The 16,710-nt window shown below is 41.4% G+C and carries 17 protein-coding genes; 6 read left to right on the top strand and 11 right to left on the bottom strand.

Annotated features, from left to right (window positions below; genetic code table 11):
• Positions 1-24 precede the first annotated feature (24 nt).
• Both modA and modB read left to right on the top strand, forming a co-directional pair.
• The gene (gene modA, locus ACP7A0_RS08680) at positions 25-801 is read left to right on the top strand and encodes a molybdate ABC transporter substrate-binding protein (RefSeq protein ID WP_034659976.1); all 777 of its coding nucleotides are present in this window, start codon (positions 25-27) and stop codon (positions 799-801) included.
• Positions 801-1,466, top strand: a complete 666-nt coding sequence (gene modB / locus ACP7A0_RS08675) for a molybdate ABC transporter permease subunit (RefSeq protein WP_106038192.1) — start codon at positions 801-803, stop codon at positions 1,464-1,466. The genes modA and modB overlap by 1 nt, the downstream gene beginning before the upstream one ends.
• Before the next feature lie 29 nt (positions 1,467-1,495).
• On the opposite strand, the gene ACP7A0_RS08670 is transcribed toward modB, so the two are convergent.
• From ACP7A0_RS08670 to ACP7A0_RS08625, 10 genes are all read right to left on the bottom strand, one after another.
• On the bottom strand, positions 1,496-2,458 hold the full coding sequence (locus ACP7A0_RS08670) for an ABC transporter permease (protein WP_375566333.1): 963 nt from the start codon (positions 2,456-2,458) through the stop codon (positions 1,496-1,498).
• A complete protein-coding gene (locus ACP7A0_RS08665; RefSeq protein ID WP_095285785.1) occupies positions 2,433-3,095 on the bottom strand; it encodes an ATP-binding cassette domain-containing protein in 663 nt (220 codons plus the stop codon). The genes ACP7A0_RS08670 and ACP7A0_RS08665 overlap by 26 nt, the downstream gene beginning before the upstream one ends.
• Before the next feature lie 110 nt (positions 3,096-3,205).
• On the bottom strand, positions 3,206-3,709 hold the full coding sequence (locus tag ACP7A0_RS08660) for a hypothetical protein (RefSeq protein ID WP_375566335.1): 504 nt from the start codon (positions 3,707-3,709) through the stop codon (positions 3,206-3,208).
• Positions 3,710-3,938: 229 nt separating this feature from the next.
• Entirely contained in the window at positions 3,939-4,784 is an 846-nt protein-coding gene (locus tag ACP7A0_RS08655; RefSeq protein ID WP_375566337.1) for an aldo/keto reductase, read from the bottom strand.
• Positions 4,785-4,853: 69 nt separating this feature from the next.
• A complete protein-coding gene (locus ACP7A0_RS08650) occupies positions 4,854-5,723 on the bottom strand; it encodes an ROK family protein (RefSeq protein WP_095285783.1) in 870 nt (289 codons plus the stop codon).
• A gap of 63 nt (positions 5,724-5,786) precedes the next feature.
• Entirely contained in the window at positions 5,787-7,802 is a 2,016-nt protein-coding gene (locus ACP7A0_RS08645) for a Na+/H+ antiporter (RefSeq protein ID WP_034659982.1), read from the bottom strand.
• 322 nt (positions 7,803-8,124) lie between these two features.
• Positions 8,125-8,736: a trimeric intracellular cation channel family protein gene (locus tag ACP7A0_RS08640; protein ID WP_003212961.1), complete on the bottom strand. Its 612-nt coding sequence runs from the start codon at positions 8,734-8,736 to the stop codon at positions 8,125-8,127.
• 146 nt (positions 8,737-8,882) lie between these two features.
• Positions 8,883-9,296 carry a disulfide oxidoreductase gene (locus ACP7A0_RS08635; RefSeq protein ID WP_003212957.1) on the bottom strand — a complete coding sequence of 138 codons (414 nt, stop codon included), beginning with the start codon at positions 9,294-9,296 and terminating at the stop codon, positions 8,883-8,885.
• The gene (locus ACP7A0_RS08630; RefSeq protein WP_034660697.1) at positions 9,293-9,979 is read right to left on the bottom strand and encodes a DsbA family protein; all 687 of its coding nucleotides are present in this window, start codon (positions 9,977-9,979) and stop codon (positions 9,293-9,295) included. The genes ACP7A0_RS08635 and ACP7A0_RS08630 overlap by 4 nt, the downstream gene beginning before the upstream one ends.
• A gap of 142 nt (positions 9,980-10,121) precedes the next feature.
• Positions 10,122-12,221: a heavy metal translocating P-type ATPase gene (locus ACP7A0_RS08625; protein ID WP_187704160.1), complete on the bottom strand. Its 2,100-nt coding sequence runs from the start codon at positions 12,219-12,221 to the stop codon at positions 10,122-10,124.
• A 426-nt stretch (positions 12,222-12,647) separates the two neighbouring features.
• Here ACP7A0_RS08625 and ACP7A0_RS08620 point away from each other — a divergent pair, with 426 nt between their 5' ends.
• The 3 genes from ACP7A0_RS08620 to ACP7A0_RS08610 are packed head-to-tail and all read left to right on the top strand — an operon-like array spanning position 12,648 to position 15,215.
• Positions 12,648-13,391, top strand: coding sequence for a metal ABC transporter ATP-binding protein (locus tag ACP7A0_RS08620; RefSeq protein WP_426004855.1), 744 nt, complete (start codon positions 12,648-12,650; stop codon positions 13,389-13,391).
• Positions 13,391-14,263: a metal ABC transporter permease gene (locus ACP7A0_RS08615; RefSeq protein WP_034659985.1), complete on the top strand. Its 873-nt coding sequence runs from the start codon at positions 13,391-13,393 to the stop codon at positions 14,261-14,263. The genes ACP7A0_RS08620 and ACP7A0_RS08615 overlap by 1 nt, the downstream gene beginning before the upstream one ends.
• A 13-nt stretch (positions 14,264-14,276) precedes the next feature.
• Positions 14,277-15,215, top strand: coding sequence for a metal ABC transporter substrate-binding protein (locus ACP7A0_RS08610; RefSeq protein ID WP_034659987.1), 939 nt, complete (start codon positions 14,277-14,279; stop codon positions 15,213-15,215).
• Positions 15,216-15,454: 239 nt separating this feature from the next.
• Here the strand turns inward: ACP7A0_RS08610 and ACP7A0_RS08605 are convergent, their stop codons facing one another.
• Positions 15,455-16,003: a hypothetical protein gene (locus ACP7A0_RS08605; RefSeq protein ID WP_034659988.1), complete on the bottom strand. Its 549-nt coding sequence runs from the start codon at positions 16,001-16,003 to the stop codon at positions 15,455-15,457.
• Positions 16,004-16,092: 89 nt separating this feature from the next.
• On the opposite strand from ACP7A0_RS08605, the gene ACP7A0_RS08600 reads away from it, so the two are divergent.
• On the top strand, positions 16,093-16,701 hold the full coding sequence (locus tag ACP7A0_RS08600) for a TetR/AcrR family transcriptional regulator (RefSeq protein ID WP_307500239.1): 609 nt from the start codon (positions 16,093-16,095) through the stop codon (positions 16,699-16,701).
• Positions 16,702-16,710 lie beyond the last annotated feature (9 nt).

The following is a 16,710-nucleotide window of genomic DNA, read 5'->3' as shown; positions in this document are numbered from 1 at the left end:
TATTGAATGATAAGAGGTGTGAACATGAAGTATACATTCTTAGCCTTCATCTCCATATGTTTGCTCCTGAGTGGATGCCAAACAGAGATGAAGCCATCTAATTCGAATAAAAAAACAGAGCTTGTGATTTCAGCAGCGGCAAGCCTTCAGGATGCACTAAAGGAAATTGAAGCCTCCTTTCACAAGCAGCATCCGAATGTGACCTTAACGAATAATTTCGGGTCATCTGGCGCATTGAAGCAGCAAATCGCTCAAGGAGCAAAAGCGGATCTTTTTTTCTCAGCAGCTGAGGAGCCCTTCGATGAACTTGTTCAATCTGGAGACATTGATCAAGATTATATCAAGGACGCCATACAAAATGAGCTAGTCCTTATTGTGCCAAAAGATGGCTCTTCCTCTATTAAAAGCTTTCAAGACGTCCGGCACGTAAAAGGAAAGATTGCTCTTGGCACACCTGAATCGGTTCCTGCTGGTACATATGGCAAAGAGATCTTCACACAACTGAACATATGGGACCAAGTGAAAAAGAATGCTGTCTACGGCAAGGATGTGCGGCAAGTCCTAAGCTACGTCGAAACAGGAAATGTAGAAGCAGGTGTTGTGTATAAAACAGACGCCCTCGTTTCCAAAAAAGTAAAGATTGCAGCTGAGGCAAATCCGGACATGCACTCCCCGGTTATATATCCAGTAGGGATTGTAAAAGGGACAGAACATCTAACGGAAGCCAAGACCTTTTTTCAATTTCTTCAATCAGATACAGCCACATCGATTTTTAAGAAATACGGCTTTCAAGTGTCATAATGCTTATGCTGACTGAAGAATTTCTATCTCCCATTTGGCTGTCCGTTCAAGTTGCCATCGTCAGCGGGCTGTTGGCCACTGTTTTTGGCACAACGGTCGGCTTTTGGATGGCGCGAACAACTTTTAAGGGGAAAATGATTGTGGAAACGTTCCTGATGATGCCACTCGTTCTCCCGCCAACAGTCGTTGGCTTTTTATTGCTCGTCGTATTCGGAAAGCATAGTGTAATAGGGGGCGCGATTGAATGGATCTTCCATCAGCCGGTCATTTTCACATGGTGGGCGGCGGTCATTGCATCGACAGTTGTGGCATTCCCGCTCATGTATCAATCAGCAAAGGCTGGCTTTTCTACGATTGAGTCAGATATAGAAGGGGCTGCAAAAGTAGATGGTGCACATTCATTCCAAGTCTTTGCCTATATTACGGTACCTCTTGCCCTGCCTTCCCTGCTGTCTGGCAGCGTCCTCAGCTTTGCAAGAGCCCTTGGAGAATTCGGAGCGACCTTAATGTTTGCCGGCAACATCCCAGGAAAAACTCAAACACTCCCAACCGCTATCTATGTGGCGATTGATTCAGGACGAATGGAACTTGCTTGGTCCTGGACGATTTGTATTGTGATCTTATCTTTTATTATGCTTTTGGCTGTGCGAAGAAGCAGTACTTAAAAAATCCCTCTATGTGAGAATAGGGGGATTTATACTACATATTTACTTTGCCGTTTTACCATAGTATAAGTCAGCAAGGATGACAAGCAGATAATTAATGAAATGCAGATTAGAATTGTGGTTATATTCATGGGAATAGGCACAAATAATTGGTAGTTCCCTTTAAAAGAAAACAGATGCAAAGCTAAGTTGGCGATCATGTTTTTTAAATCAAAGACACCTAAGTTTGGGATCAATAAAAAATAGACCATATAGATAACCACAGATAAAATAAAACTACGACATAAACTACCTAAATAAAAAACAAGTGTACTAAATAACCAGCTTGTACATACAACAAACATTAATTGAAGCAGTATAGAATGTTCGGTACTATCTTTATATGTAAACAATTGAACAGATATATCTTTTGATATTACAGAATAAAAGATATGGCTAGCCATATATGAAATAAGAGAAAGAATTGGAATTAAAAATAGAATGATTACATAAAGAGACAGTTGCTTTGAAAACAAAACATCGTTCCACTGATATTGAACCGCTTTAATTTTCATCGTTTTATATTTCACATCATATGTCGCTAAATAGATCGCATATAAACCAAATACAAGTGGATAAAAGATAAAACCCATCCATTCTAAATTAGTTGAAATGACTTGAGTTGGCTCCATCAAATGAAGTGATTGAATAAACTTCTCATAATCATATTTTAAGACATTTTCTACGACTTCTCCTTCAGCACCTGCTAATTCTCCTTCTTCTATGTTAACTGGCATCGTCAAAGCCTTTTTTATATCAATGCCGAGCTCCTTATATTCACTTTCTGTTTTTACATATTGGGCATAGTTGGATTTTGTTGTTTCATATTGTGCATAAACATTCCATAACGAAATCAGCATCAATGGAATAAACAAGATAAGAAATGTTTTAGCATAATATTGATATAAAAGCTCTTTTTTCATTAATTTAAAGATATGCTTGATAAATGTCACCCAAATCCTCTCCTTTTTCCTGAAAGTCATGGATTTGAATCATTGATTTGTCTTTTAAAATAAACAATTCATCAACAATGGATGAATAAAATTCAAACTGATGACCTGTAGCTATAATGGTCATGTCTTTAGACCACTTCTTAATCATTGCTTTTAATTCCATCATTGTTCCATAATCTAAACCATTTGATATCTCATCTAAGAACAAATAAGTTGGTTTTGTTAATGCAATGAATATGAAACTCAATTTCTTTTTTTGACCATAAGAGTAATGTTTGACCTTCTTTTTGAGGATCTCATGTGGTAGATATTCCCTTGCCAGTGTATCACACTTTTTTTGGTCAAAAGGGCTATTTAACAATAATCGTATATTTTGATAACCGTTTAGATTCAAATAGAGTGGTGAATCATCATACATGACCTGAATTTCATTTCTTACTTGATCAATCGGCTGATGATTATACAAGATCTCCCCTTCATAATGTTCTAACTGGAGTAAACATTTCATAAAAGTTGTTTTACCAGATCCATTCTTCCCCATGATGAAATTTATTTTTTGATGTTTTATTTGAATATGTAAATCTTCAAATACAGGCTGATGTCGATATGTTTTTGTCAATCCTTTTACATGGATCATTTTCCAAAAACTCCTCTTACTATTTTTTGAGATTATTTATAATATTTAAACAGCGCTACTATGATTTGTAAATAGTTCTTAAGTAGCGCCTTTTCTATTAATCTATAATATTAATCCCAACCATGTTTCCCTTTTCCATTAACCCAAACTCGATCTGTAAAAGAGTTACTCACAAAGGTAACATCTCCCCACGGAGTGGGTGTTCCAAATTTAAGGGTTGTTTTATGTGCCCATTTATGAAGTTTAGATCCCTTATAGTATCTTTTAGAACCATTTTTTACTACTTTGTTAGGGAAGACATAGCCCGCATCTTGAGAACCAGAACTCGATTTGACTTTACCCGAAGAATATTTCCAATCAACATATGATTTTGACCATGCCATAAAGCTCCCTCTAGATGTGGTTAGCCTTTTCGCATATACTTTCGATGCACTTGTAGTCATCACACCTTTATTCGTTTCCTTTATTGTTTGTACATACATGGTACTACTAGAATAATCTCCTTGAATTACTTTTTGCTCCTTACTTAAATCAACATTTGTTGCTTCGGCAAATGTCGTAGGTAGGATCGTGGCACCCAAAGTTAACGACAAGCCAAGAATGAATTTTTTCATATAATTAACCTCCTTTTATTTACAATTAATAATTTACCATATAATTCTTTATTGTCCCATGAATTTCATGACATTTAAGGTAGATTTAAGGAGTTCTTCTCCTTTTTCAAGATAACTTAGGATCATAGAATGTCTTTCATTAATAGAAAAAACACCTTTCCATTAGTCATAGAAGTGTATCACTCCTACGCCTATCGAAAGGTGTTCTTATAATTATTCTATTTCATTATTATTCAAACCCAACCGTCATCGTCTCTGGATTCGAGCCGACGCGCTCGTTATTGTTTAATGCATCGATTTTTTCCATGTCTTCTTTTGAAAGTTCGAAATCAAGAATATCTGCATTTTGTTTAATGCGTTCTTCGTTGATTGATTTAGGAATCGTCACGACGCCGCTTTGCAGATCCCAGCGCAAGATGACTTGCGCAACAGATTTGTTGTAGCGTGCAGCAATGTCTTTCAATACGTCATGATCTAATAGCTTTCCTTGCATCAGCGGAGACCATGCTTCAATTTGAATGCCTTTTTCTTTTGCGTATTGACGCAGTTCGACAAGTGTCAGTTTCGGATGAAATTCAACTTGGTTCACGGCTGGAACAACCTCAGCATCTTTTAACAGCTCTTCTAAATGCTGAATGTAGAAGTTGCTGACGCCTATGGCTCTCACTTTCCCATCCTTGTAAAGCGTCTCAAGCGCACGCCATGTGTCTTTAAATGTATCTGCATTTGGGCCAGGCCAATGAATCAAATAGAGGTCTAAGTAATCAAGACCTAATCGATTCAAGCTTGCGTCAAACGCAGCCAGCGCTTTGTCATAGCCTTGATCCGTGTTCCATACTTTAGACGTAATGAACAAGTCTTCTCGTTTCACGCCAGATTCTTTAATCGCTTTGCCTACGCCTGTCTCATTTTTATAAACGGCAGCTGTATCAATACTGCGGTATCCGTTTCGTATGGCTGCTTTTACGGCATCTACCACTTGATTGCCGTCCTCCACTTTGAATACACCTAAACCAAACCAAGGCATTTCCACTCCGTTATTCAGTGTTACGGTATCATTCAAGCTTTTGACCATTTTAACAACCACCTTTTTCATAGATTCCATCTTTTTCATTATCTCACGTTGTCCATTAAAACTCTATTATCAGGCATTTTTCTTCGCTTCGATGGCTAACAGCAAAGCACCTGTCATGCCAGCCTTGTCCTCAAGTCCAGGAGAGACAATGTATGTATCAAGCGGCGGCAGGTCTACATAATCATTGAGATAAGCAGCAAGCTTCTCTCGAATCAGTGGAAACAGCTGTTTTTGCTTCATGACGCCCCCGCCCATCATGATGCGCTCTGGGCTTAAAATGAGCGAGTACTGCATCAGCGCCTGCGCCAAATAATCAGCTTCAAGTGCCCAAACTGATTCTTCCTCCGTGAGCTCTTTGGCAGATTTCCCCCACCTTTTCTCAATCGCTGGGCCAGCTGCCAGTCCTTCTAAACACGTCCCATGCGCTGGGCAGACTCCTTCAAACGGGTCTGATTCATGCTGCCTGACAAGGATGTGCCCCATCTCTGGGTGCGAATGACCGTGAAGAAGTTCGTTTTTTACAACAGCGCCAGCACCGATACCCGTACCGACCGTGATATACATACAGCTATTCAGCCCTTTGGCTGCTCCTTTTGTTAATTCACCTAAGGCTGCCGCATTAACATCTGTTGTAAAGGATACTGGGACCCGTAATTGCTTCTCTAGCTCTGGAATGAACGGGTAATGCTTCCACTCTACTTTCGGCGTGTTCATGATATAACCGTAAGAAGGATCGTCTTTTTGAACACAGATTGGTCCAAAGGAGCCGACCCCTAATGCTTCAATGTCATGCTGCTCGAAAAATGGAATGAGTGTTTGTAATGTTTTTTCTGGGTGCTCTGTCGGAATCGTCATTTCCTCGAGAATGTCCCCATGCTCATTGCCGATTGCACAACAAAACTTTGTACCGCCAGCTTCAATTGCTCCATAATACGCCATCATTGATCTCCCCCTGCTTGTTCTCTTTCTTCATCATAAAACATAGGGGAGAAGATCACAACATTACGTATTAGTCAGGAGAACAGCTTCCATGTCATTGATATACTCCCTTAAATGATGGGCAATGTCACGATTGATTTCACCATCTTCATACAGAGTTTGAATTTCATTTCGTATTGTCTGTACAGCTTGGAAGTTAAGCTCTTTTTTCTTCCGGTCAAATGAACGGTCTTTTTGCTGAAAGAAGCTTGGACCGTGTTCACATCGATAAATGACTTGGTTGTAAAAACCAATCACTTGATGACACGTTTGTTTATTTTCATCGGTCATATGCTGTTTGATCGAGTCCACAGCAGCCTCAGCCGTTTTCTTACGGATTTGTTTGTACGAGCCCTCGTTTTCTAAAATGCCGCTGGAAACGTGCTGATTCGGCCGCCATAATTGGAGCCATTGAAGCAAGCGCAGAAACTTCACTTTTGAAAAACGGATTTTGAAGGAGTTTGAATACAGCATTTCGAGCTCATGAAATCTTTCTTGCAGCTCATAGGCTTCTTCTTTATCGATTTTCTCTTCCTCAATGAGCTGTTGCAGCTTCATCTGCTCAGCTTTGATTCCGTGCAGCCTGATCTTTCTCTCTTGTTTTCTCATCCCGAATTGATACGGTTCACGCTGGATATTGCGCAGCTTCATTCGGTAATCATTGATGAGTGCAAGAGACACTTCCCTATTGTCTTCATTCATTCCTTCTCTTAAGGTTTTAATGGCACTTCTTAGCAGCTTCCGTTTCGCATGCTGAATCTTTGTATCCAAGTCCACGGCGATTTGCTTGTCTTTTTTCTCAGATAAAAGAGGCAGTAGCACACTAGCTAAAATGAGTGTACATAAGATGACGCCTGCTGCGAGGAAAATAATCAAATGCCGTTCAGGAAACGGTGATCCGTCCGCAAGTGTAAATGGGATGGAGAAGGCACCGGCTAATGTCACAGCCCCACGAACACCAGAGAATGTCATGAGCATCGAGGCGCGAAGCTTCGGTTTTTTCACGTTTTGCTTTTTCGTTGCACTCCAATTCCCTGCCCAGAACAGCCATACCCATAAGAACCTCAGGATCATAAGACACAGCGTGATGATTAAGATGTAACTGATGACCTGCATATTATTAAAGGCTTCATCCTGGAAAATGACCGTCGATACATCAGGAATCTGCAATCCAAGGATAACGAAAACAAGTCCGTTTAAAATAAATAAAATAATATTCCATGTGTTTGACGAAGCAATTTGCAGTTTGGCTAAATTTGCTTCCATTCGATCCTGCTCAATGGCATGTGTCACACCGCCAGCAACAACCGCTAAAATACCGGATACACCAATTTCTTCCGCTGCTAAATAGATGACAAATGGTGTAAGAATTTGCAGGATGATGTGCATCGTGACATCGTCCATTCCTAGACGGCGGAGGAAATAGCGAAAACGAATGATAAAAAAGGATAGAATAAATCCAGTCAATAGACCACCTGCGGCAATCAGGACAAAGCTAAAGGATGCCTCAGCAATTGAAAAAGCGCCAGTTACTGTTGCTGCAATGGCAAATTTAAAGGCAACAAGTCCTGATGCATCGTTCATCAATCCCTCGCCTTCCAGCAGCCTCATGATACCCTTTGGCATGTTCACACGGCTGGAAAGAGCACTGACTGCTACCACATCTGTCGGTGATAAAATCGCTGCAAGCGCAAATGCGGCTGGAAGCGGAATGCTTGGGATCATCCAATGGATGGTATATCCTGCTACAATGACTGTCGCAAATACTAACCCTAGGGCTAACAGAAGAATCGGCGCTCTTAATTTCCACAGCTCGTCCCTTGGGGTACGCTTCCCGTCATTAAATAACAGCGGCGCAATGAATAAAACGAAGAATAGTTCGGGATTTAAAGAAATATGTAAACCTGAAGGAAAAGCTGCCACCAATATTCCTAAGCCCACTTGAATTAACGGGACTGGAATAAAGGGGACAAAACGATTGATAATATTAGATGATGCGATGAGTGCTAGTAATACGAGCACTGCCAAAAAAATCTCCACTAGTACGTGTCCCTCCTATTTCAATTTTTTCGTCAAGTTTTGCTTACATGTAAAGATGTGTTCATTCCATGTTGATTCATCCGTCCGATCATAGGTGCTTCTTTAGTATTCCGCAAAATGTGAAACCAACACATAACAATCCATCTAGGCAAAAAAAGGCTGAATCCAGATATTCAGCCAGCTGACAAAATTTTCATCACATGTATTGTTCTAATGATGAACAAAAAGACCCTGCTTTTATTTTACACGAAAACTCCATTACCTGCTGACATCCAGCTCGTATCAAACACAAAAAAAAGAGCGAAACCGCTCTTTTCTCGTTTTACCCTTTATTTAAAAAATAAGACCTAGCGGGAAGCCGCCATTTGAATAGGTAGGAACAAACCCTGCATACGACAAGGATGAGAAACAGCAAATACAAAGCAATCTCTCCTTGTGCTAAACCGAGTCCTACGAGTAAGCCGCCAAGTGCTGCCCAAACTGCGTAAATCTCCGCTTTTAGCACAAGCGGCTTTCGCCCTGCCAATAAATCACGCACAATTCCGCCTCCGCTTCCAGTCAAAATGGCTGCCACAATGACCGCACTGAGCGGAAGCTCTCTTTGCACAGCAAATAATGCACCTTGAATCGCAAACGCTGCTAAACCAATCGCATCCGAGAAATTCCCCCATGTGCTCCAGTGCTTGAGCAAAAGCTTTGGAAAAAGAAACACAATCGTAATGGATACAAGAGCAATGGTAAACATTTTGCCCTGTGACCATAAAGCAGACACCGGAAGACCGATTAATAGATTTCGAATCGCTCCACCGCCAAATGCTGTCACAATCCCTAAAATGTACACACCAAGAATATCGTACTCTTCCTCCATTGCTACTATCGCACCACTAATGGCGAATGCGATAATACCAATGATACTTAAGACTTCCCATGCCATTTTCCGCTTATCTCCTTACATGATCTGATCATCTAACACTACTCCCTTAATGTATATCTGACATAAGCGAAAAGCAATACAAATTTTCTTTAAATTTTATCTTTTTGCAAAAATAAAAAATAGCCCGCTTAAAAGCAGGCTATCTCTCAATCTTCTTTTGCATTTAACAGCAGCATACTGATGATGATAAGAATAAATGCAATGAGAGCCAATAGTGGAATGGTAATAAAACCAAACCAGTTCAGATAATCAACGGAACAAGGAATGCCGCTTAGGCAAGGGCGAATCGACGCAAAGCCCGGGATCTTTTGTTCCATATAATGATAGATGGAAAAGCCAGCACCAATCACAGCCAAAGGCAGTACGTAATACTTCACTTTGACATCGCCCCGGAACGTAGCAATTCCAAGTAAGAGCACGAGCGGGTACATGAAAATGCGCTGAAACCAGCACATATCGCATGGGATAAACTTCTTTATTTCACTTAAATACAGGCTGCTCATCGTCGCAACGATAGAGACAATCCAAGCACTGTATAAGTAAATGAGCTTATTCTTCATGATTTTTTCCCTTTGAGCTCTTGATCAATTAATTCTTTGATTTCATCATAGTCATAAAAGTTTTGAACTTGTTTATTGTTAATCAAAATCGTTGGTGTTGAATTCACTTTATATTTGTTCACAAGCTGATCGTCTGTGTTCAGCTGCGGCTGATACGTTTTCTTTGATAAATTATCTTTGAGTTTATCCGTATCAATTTTTGTTGTCTTTTTCGCTAGTTCAGTCAGCTTAGCAGGCGTAACCCATTCTGCTTCACTATCTGGCTGTGCTTGATAGACAGCTTCATGGAATGCCCAGAAGTTTTTTGGATCTTCTTTCCACACTTCTTCAGAAGCTAGTGCTGCTAATACTGCGCCATCTCCATGAACAGGCAGTGGTAAATTAATAAATGAAAAGGATACATCGCCTTTATCTATGTAGTCTGCTTTCAGTTTTGGGAAAATGTCTGTTTCAAATGATTTACATGACGGACATTTATAGTCCCCAAACTCGACGATTTGCACCGCTGCGTTTTTGTCTCCTATGACAGGCTGTCCTTTAATCGAAGGCTTACTGTCAACTGTTTGTGCTTCTTGGCTGTTCTTGTTCCCAATCACAACAAATAGACCGATGAGAAGAGCTGCGATGATGGTTAAAATAACAGCAAATTTAATGGATGAAGATTGATTATTTTTCTTACTCACATAAGCACCTACCTTATCTTTTTCATTCCTTAAAAAAGAAAAAGGATAATAGCTTAGAAAAATGCCATTATCCAACTTCTTCTATTTTAACAAGAGGGGGTCCATTATGAAAGATGGTATTCATGAAATTTTCCTTACAATTTTATTTCATGACCCTCATGGCATTTAAAACAGCGAGTACGGTGACACCGACATCCGAGAAGACGGCTTCCCACATGGTCGCAATACCGAATGCACCGAGTATTAGGAAAATGCCTTTGACACCAAGGGCAAATGCAATATTCTGCCATACAATCCTTCTTGTTCGTTTTGCGACAGCAATGGCTTCTGCTACCTTTGATGGCTGGTCCGTCATGATGACGATATCAGCCGCTTCGACAGCTGCATCTGATCCAAGCCCGCCCATTGCAATTCCTATGTCTGCTCTTGCTAATACAGGTGTATCATTAATGCCGTCCCCAACAAATAACAGCTTTTCTTGAGGCGCTTTTTTCTGATCAATTTCTTCTATTTTCGTTACTTTATCCTGCGGCAATAATTCTGCATGTACTTCGTCGATGCCAATTTGCTTGGCGACCGCAGTTCCGACTTGCTTAGCATCACCAGTAAGCATGACAGTTTGAATCCCAGACGCTTTTAGAGCAGAGACGGCTTCGATTGCATCTTCCTTCAATTCATCTGCGATCAAGATCGATCCAGCAAACTCACCGTTAATCGCCATGTACACAACGGTTCCGCTTCTTTTTTCTTTTTCATACGCAATGCCTTCTCGCTCCATCAATCGATGATTTCCCGCTAAGACATGGGAACCGCTGATGGTCGCTTTAATTCCATGTCCCGCGATATCCTCATATGCTTCAATCTGGCTTTCATCAATCGGCGAGCTGTATGCCGCTTTAATCGATTCTGCAATAGGGTGTGAGGAATGGGCTTCTGCCAGTGCTGCAAAAGAAAGCAGCTCCTCTTCTGACCACTTGTCACTGGTTGTGACAATATTGGTCACCGTAAAGTTTCCTTTTGTGAGTGTGCCCGTCTTATCAAATACAGCATATCTCACAGAATTCAATGCTTCTAGATAGTTACTGCCTTTCACAAGGATGCCTCGTTTAGAAGCTGCCCCAATTCCCCCGAAAAATCCTAATGGAATGGACACAACAAGAGCACAAGGACAAGAGATCACGAGAAAGACAAGTGCCCGGTACACCCAGTCAGACAATTGTGCCGATGGAAAGAGAAGCGGCGGCATAAAGGCAAGCAATAAGGCAAGCAAGACGACAGCCGGTGTATAATATTTTGCAAACTTTGTGATGAAATTTTCTGTCTGTGCTTTTCGGCTGCTCGCATTCTCAACCAAATCTAAAATCTTCGTCACTGCCGATTCACTTAGCTCTTTTTGCACTTCAATTTCAAGTATACCGTTTTGATTCACAAATCCTGCAAGAACTTCTTTTCCCGCTTCTACATCCCGCGGCACCGACTCCCCTGTTAATGCAGATGTATCTACGAGCGAGAAACCTTCAACAACGAGCCCATCCAGCGGAATTTTTTCACCTGGCTTCACGACAATACGGTCACCGGCTTTTACTTCTTCCGGATTCACTTTTTTCGTTTCATTTCCTACTTTTAGATTCGCGTATTCTGGACGTATATTCATTAATTCACTAATTGATCGTCTTGAACGGTTCACTGCCGCCCCTTGGAAGAGCTCTCCAATTTGGTAAAACAGCATGACAGCAAGCGCTTCTGGATATTGCTGAATGACAAAAGCACCAACCGTTGCAATCGTCATTAAGAAGTTCTCATCAAATACTTGGCCGCGCACGATATTTTTCAGCGCTTTAAAAACCACATCACCGCCGACTAGTAAATATGCTGCGAAGAACATAATGAACTTTAATACACCATCTTCAGGTATAAAGAAAGCTGCTGTTCCAATGACTGCACCGCCAATTAATTTCAGCACAATCGTTTTTAACCTTTTCGTCCCATGCTCATGATCGTGATGATGTCCTTCTTCTTTCGGTGATACACTCACATGAGGTTCAATGGACTGAACGGTTTTTTCAATGCGCCTTGACATCGTTTCTTGCTTATCTGCATGCGTAACAGTCAATGTGCCTGTCGCAAAATTAACAGAGCAAGCTTCAACACCATCCATTTTGCTGACACCTGTTTCTATTTTACGTGCACAGTTGCCGCAATCAAGACCGCTTAATACGTATTCATCCTTCATCTTTTTCATGTTCTCACCTTTTTCTATATAAGTAGCCTTCCCTGATTCAATCAAACCTATCAGCTGCTGTGATTATTATATATGAGCACATATTCATATATTGAATTATCTTTATTATATGAGGAGTTCTGATCAGCTGTCAATCATTTATGAGCAAATGTTTGGTTTTTTTATGCCCAATCCTGCCACATGGATTTTCAATAATCCAAGCTCATGTCCCCCGCTCCCCGCATAACATAAAAACGATCGTTTGACCTCTGACAGAAAAAGCAGCTTTTCTCTTTACAAAAGAAGGACATACACTTAGAATGAAATAAAAGTTTCCTTAAGGAAACAAATTAGCATTAGAGAATCATTTCATCCTTTAGTCAAAATTATTTAATGTATGCATATATCTTTAGGAAGTGCAATGATGATTGAAAGGGGCCGCAAGAGATGCCAAATGCTTTAACAATCGACCGTCTTCATGTCTCATATCACGGGCAGGATGCATTAGAGAACATCTCTCTTTCCATACAGGAAGGAACGATGACAGGAATCATAGGTCCAAATGGTGCCGGTAAATCGTCTTTACTCAAGGCATGTTTGGATTTAATTGAAAAAGACCAAGGGGATATTCGCTTTTTTGAACAGCCCTTTAAACAAGTCAGAAAACAGATCGCCTATGTACCACAAAGAAATGAACTAGACTGGACGTTTCCTATTCATGTGCTGGATACCGTGCTACTTGGAACATATCCGAAGCTTGGCCTGATGAAACGTCCGAAAAAAGAAGACCGGGCATATGCGTACCACTGTTTAGAAAAGGTCGGTATGCAGGACTTTGCCAAAAGACAGATTGGTGAGTTATCCGGCGGTCAGCAGCAGCGTGTCTTCCTTGCAAGAGCACTTGCGCAAAACGCACAGCTCTTCTGTTTGGATGAACCGTTTGTTGGGATTGATATGGCCAGTGAAGAAACGATGGTTCGCATTTTGCAAGAATTACGGGATGAAGGAAAAACCATTTTGGTTGTCCATCATGATTTAAGTAAAGCCGATGATTACTTCAGCCACCTCGTTCTGTTAAATAAAAAACTCATCAAAGCTGGACCTGTACACGACATCCTTCGCCCAGAGGTCATGCTGGAGGCATATGAAACGCAGCTACCATTCTTAAAAACAGCAGGAGGAGACGTGTAATGGAATTTTTAACCGGACTCTTTGAATATGCGTTTTTACAAAAAGCGTTATTTACATCCGTCATGGTAGGCATTATTTGCGGGGTCATTGGCTGCTTTATCATTTTACGGGGCATGGCCCTGATGGGAGACGCCATTTCGCATGCAGTGTTGCCAGGTGTCGCCATCTCTTATATGCTGGGAATTAACTTTTTCTTCGGGGCCGTTTTAACTGGAGTGTTAACAGCGATTGGGATCGGATACGTGAGTCAAAACAGCCGCATTAAAAATGACTCTGCCATCGGCATTGTCTTCACCGCCTTTTTCTCAATCGGAATCATTTTAATCACATTTTTGAAAAGTTCCAGTGATTTATATCATATCTTGTTTGGAAACGTCCTAGCTGTTCGGTCATCTGATATGTGGATTACACTTGGCATCGGCATTTTTATCCTGCTGGCTGTTATCGTTTTCTACAAAGAACTGCTCATTAGTTCATTTGATCCGGTCATTTCTTCGGTTTACGGTTTACCGAATCGAATGATCCATTATTTTCTCATGACCTTGTTGACCCTTGTGACCGTTGCGTCACTGCAAACTGTTGGGATTATTCTTGTCGTTGCCATGCTTATTACGCCGGCAGCCACTGCTTATCTCTTAACAGACCGGCTATGGATCATGATTTATTTATCTGCTTTTTTCGGTGCAGTTTCTGCCGTCGTGGGACTTGGGCTTAGTTTTACGTATAACTTGTCGTCTGGCGCTTCTATCGTGCTGGTCGCGACCATTTTATTCGGGAGTGCCTTTATCTTTTCACCAAAGCAAGGAATTCTATGGAGATCATTAAATTCTAAACGAAAACGAACGCAGCTAAAAAAGGAAGCGTCTATGTAAAAGGAGGACATATATGAAGAAGGTATTTGCAATCCGTTTGATCGCAGTATTCATTGCCCTTGTGGTCATCGCAGGCTGTTCTACTAAACAAAATAATTCCGGCAAAGATGACGGCACATTAAAAGTCGTCACGACCTACTCCATTCTTTATGACATTGTGAAGGAAGTAGGCGGAGAGCACGTCTCTATTCACAGCATTGTTCCCATTGGTACAGACCCACATGAATTCGACCCACTGCCAAAGGATGTTCAGCATACAACGGATGCAGACCTTGTTCTATATAATGGCTTAAACCTTGAGACAGGGAACGGCTGGTTTCAAAAGCTGCTCGAATCGAGTGGCAAGGATGGGGATGATGCACCTGTAGCCGAACTAAGTAAAGGCGTCAAAGTAAAGCACTTGTCTTCAAAAGGACTCGAAAGCCAGCAGGACCCCCACGCCTGGCTGAATGTCGAAAATGGGATTCTTTATGCTCAAAATGCCCGGGATGCGCTTATTGAAGCGGACCCTGAGCATCAAGAGGATTACGAAAAAAATACAGAAGCCTATATCAAAAAGCTTCAAGCGCTTCACGATGAAGCAAAAGACAAGTTTGATCAGCTGCCAAAAGACAAAAAGCTCCTTGTGACAAGTGAGGGAGCCTTCAAGTATTTTGCAGATGCCTATGGACTGAAAGCAGGCTACATTTGGGAGATCAACACAGAAAGTGAAGGAACACCTGGACAAATGAAGCGCATCATTCATTTTGTCAAAGATCATCAAGTTCCTGCGCTCTTTCTTGAAACAAGTGTCGATCAACGCAGCCTTGAAAGCTTATCTGAGGAAACCGGGGTTCCGATTAAAGGAAAAGTATTCACTGACTCTATTGGAAAGAAAGGTGAAGACGGAGACAGCTACTATAAGATGATGAAATGGAATATTGACACCATTTACAAAGGGCTTTCATCATAAGAAAAGACAGGCGGAGTGATTCTGCCTGTCTTAGATTGTTGACAAAGGGCTAAAATGATGTTTATTTTAGCCCTTTGTCTTCTTTTCAGCGTGATAGAAAACCTTTGCAGTCTAGGAAGGACGAGCACTGGCGCGGAACGAATTTGACATTCGTGAGCACCAGCGCGCAGGACTGACAACGAATGCGAGGGTTTGTCTACACGCTGAGACAGGCGGAGTGAATCCGCCTGTCTTTTTTGTTAGCTGGCTATATTTTGCGGGTGTTTTTTCGGCCAGATCACATAGCTAATGCTAATGACGAAATCAATGGCTAAGACCATCCCCCACACACCGGCGAGCTGCATCAGTGATTCCGTTCGTTCTGGTGCTTGTATGAGATAGGATAAACCAAATAGCAGACCAGCTCCGATGACATAAGAGACGAAATGCCGCGTCCAGCTGACCATTTCATACACTGACCGTTCCTTCCCGTACTTAGGTCTTCCCTTCGGCTTAGGGCCTCCTGCAAATCGATAAGCAAACCGAGCATCTGCCCATTTCACCATTTGATGTCCAAAGGCGAGACTCACCCCAATATAAACAGCCGCAAGCCCGTGGATGACACTCGCCACAGCCCCTTGCCTTAAATCCATATAAGTAGCCGCAAGAAGGATTAGATCCAAAATCGGCGTACAGACCAGAAAGAAGGCGCCCCACTTTTTCTGTCTAAACACATAACGCAGTGTTAAACCCACCAGAATAAACAGCCAAAAACCAATTTCACATGCCACAATCAATAACCCGACCAATATTCCCCACATCCTTTTTAACACAATTGTATTAAATAAAAAATAACACAACTGTGTTAAAAAAACAATAGCTGTGCTAAAATCAATGTATGCCAAAAATCGTCGATCACCATAAACAAAAACAAAAAGTCGCTCAAGCTGCCATGAGAGTGATTAAACAGGATGGATTGGAAAACGCTTCTGTACGAAAAGTAGCGGTAGAAGCTGGCATTTCTGCGGGTTCTATGCGTCATTATTTCTCCACACAGCAGGAGCTATTTCTTTTCTCTATGACATTGATTCAGGAAAGAGTCAAAGAGCGGATGACAGGACTTCAGCTGAACGGTTCAACGGAAGAAAATGTCCTCGCGTTATTGGAGCAGGTTCTTCCACTCGATGAAGAACGAAGATTTGAAATGGAGGTGTGGCAGGCTTTTACGGTCAAGTCGCTGACTGAACCAGATTTACAGCCGCTCAATGCAAAGATGTATGACGAGCTTTTCCAAACGACCCAATATTGTTTAATGAAATTAAAAGAGGATGGGCTTTTGCTTGATCATATCGATCTTTTAGTCGAAACTGAGCGGCTTTATGCGGTCATCAATGGGCTTGCATTGAATGGAATCTTGCAGCCTCATCGTTTACCGCCTGAGCTCATACGCTCCGTGCTGCAGATGCACCTGCAATCCATCACCAAAAAAGACATGTCTCCCTCATGAGGGAGCATG

This window comes from Bacillus sp. DWP3-1 (assembly GCF_049896565.1).
Lineage (GTDB): Bacteria > Bacillota > Bacilli > Bacillales > Bacillaceae > Bacillus.
This window is presented reverse-complemented; position numbering and strand designations above follow the sequence as displayed.

Excerpts from the sequence above, each read along its gene's own strand:
- modA (WP_034659976.1), top strand. The coding sequence starts at position 25 with ATGAAGTATACATTCTTAGCCTTCATCTCCATATGTTTGCTCCTGAGT.
- modB (WP_106038192.1), top strand. The coding sequence starts at position 801 with ATGCTTATGCTGACTGAAGAATTTCTATCTCCCATTTGGCTGTCCGTT.
- ACP7A0_RS08665 (WP_095285785.1), bottom strand. The coding sequence starts at position 3,095 with ATGATCCATGTAAAAGGATTGACAAAAACATATCGACATCAGCCTGTA.
- ACP7A0_RS08660 (WP_375566335.1), bottom strand. The coding sequence starts at position 3,709 with ATGAAAAAATTCATTCTTGGCTTGTCGTTAACTTTGGGTGCCACGATC.
- ACP7A0_RS08655 (WP_375566337.1), bottom strand. The coding sequence starts at position 4,784 with ATGGTCAAAAGCTTGAATGATACCGTAACACTGAATAACGGAGTGGAA.
- ACP7A0_RS08650 (WP_095285783.1), bottom strand. The coding sequence starts at position 5,723 with ATGGCGTATTATGGAGCAATTGAAGCTGGCGGTACAAAGTTTTGTTGT.
- ACP7A0_RS08640 (WP_003212961.1), bottom strand. The coding sequence starts at position 8,736 with ATGGCATGGGAAGTCTTAAGTATCATTGGTATTATCGCATTCGCCATT.
- ACP7A0_RS08635 (WP_003212957.1), bottom strand. The coding sequence starts at position 9,296 with ATGAAGAATAAGCTCATTTACTTATACAGTGCTTGGATTGTCTCTATC.
- ACP7A0_RS08625 (WP_187704160.1), bottom strand. The coding sequence starts at position 12,221 with ATGAAAAAGATGAAGGATGAATACGTATTAAGCGGTCTTGATTGCGGC.
- ACP7A0_RS08620 (WP_426004855.1), top strand. The coding sequence starts at position 12,648 with ATGCCAAATGCTTTAACAATCGACCGTCTTCATGTCTCATATCACGGG.
- ACP7A0_RS08615 (WP_034659985.1), top strand. The coding sequence starts at position 13,391 with ATGGAATTTTTAACCGGACTCTTTGAATATGCGTTTTTACAAAAAGCG.
- ACP7A0_RS08610 (WP_034659987.1), top strand. The coding sequence starts at position 14,277 with ATGAAGAAGGTATTTGCAATCCGTTTGATCGCAGTATTCATTGCCCTT.
- ACP7A0_RS08600 (WP_307500239.1), top strand. The coding sequence starts at position 16,093 with ATGCCAAAAATCGTCGATCACCATAAACAAAAACAAAAAGTCGCTCAA.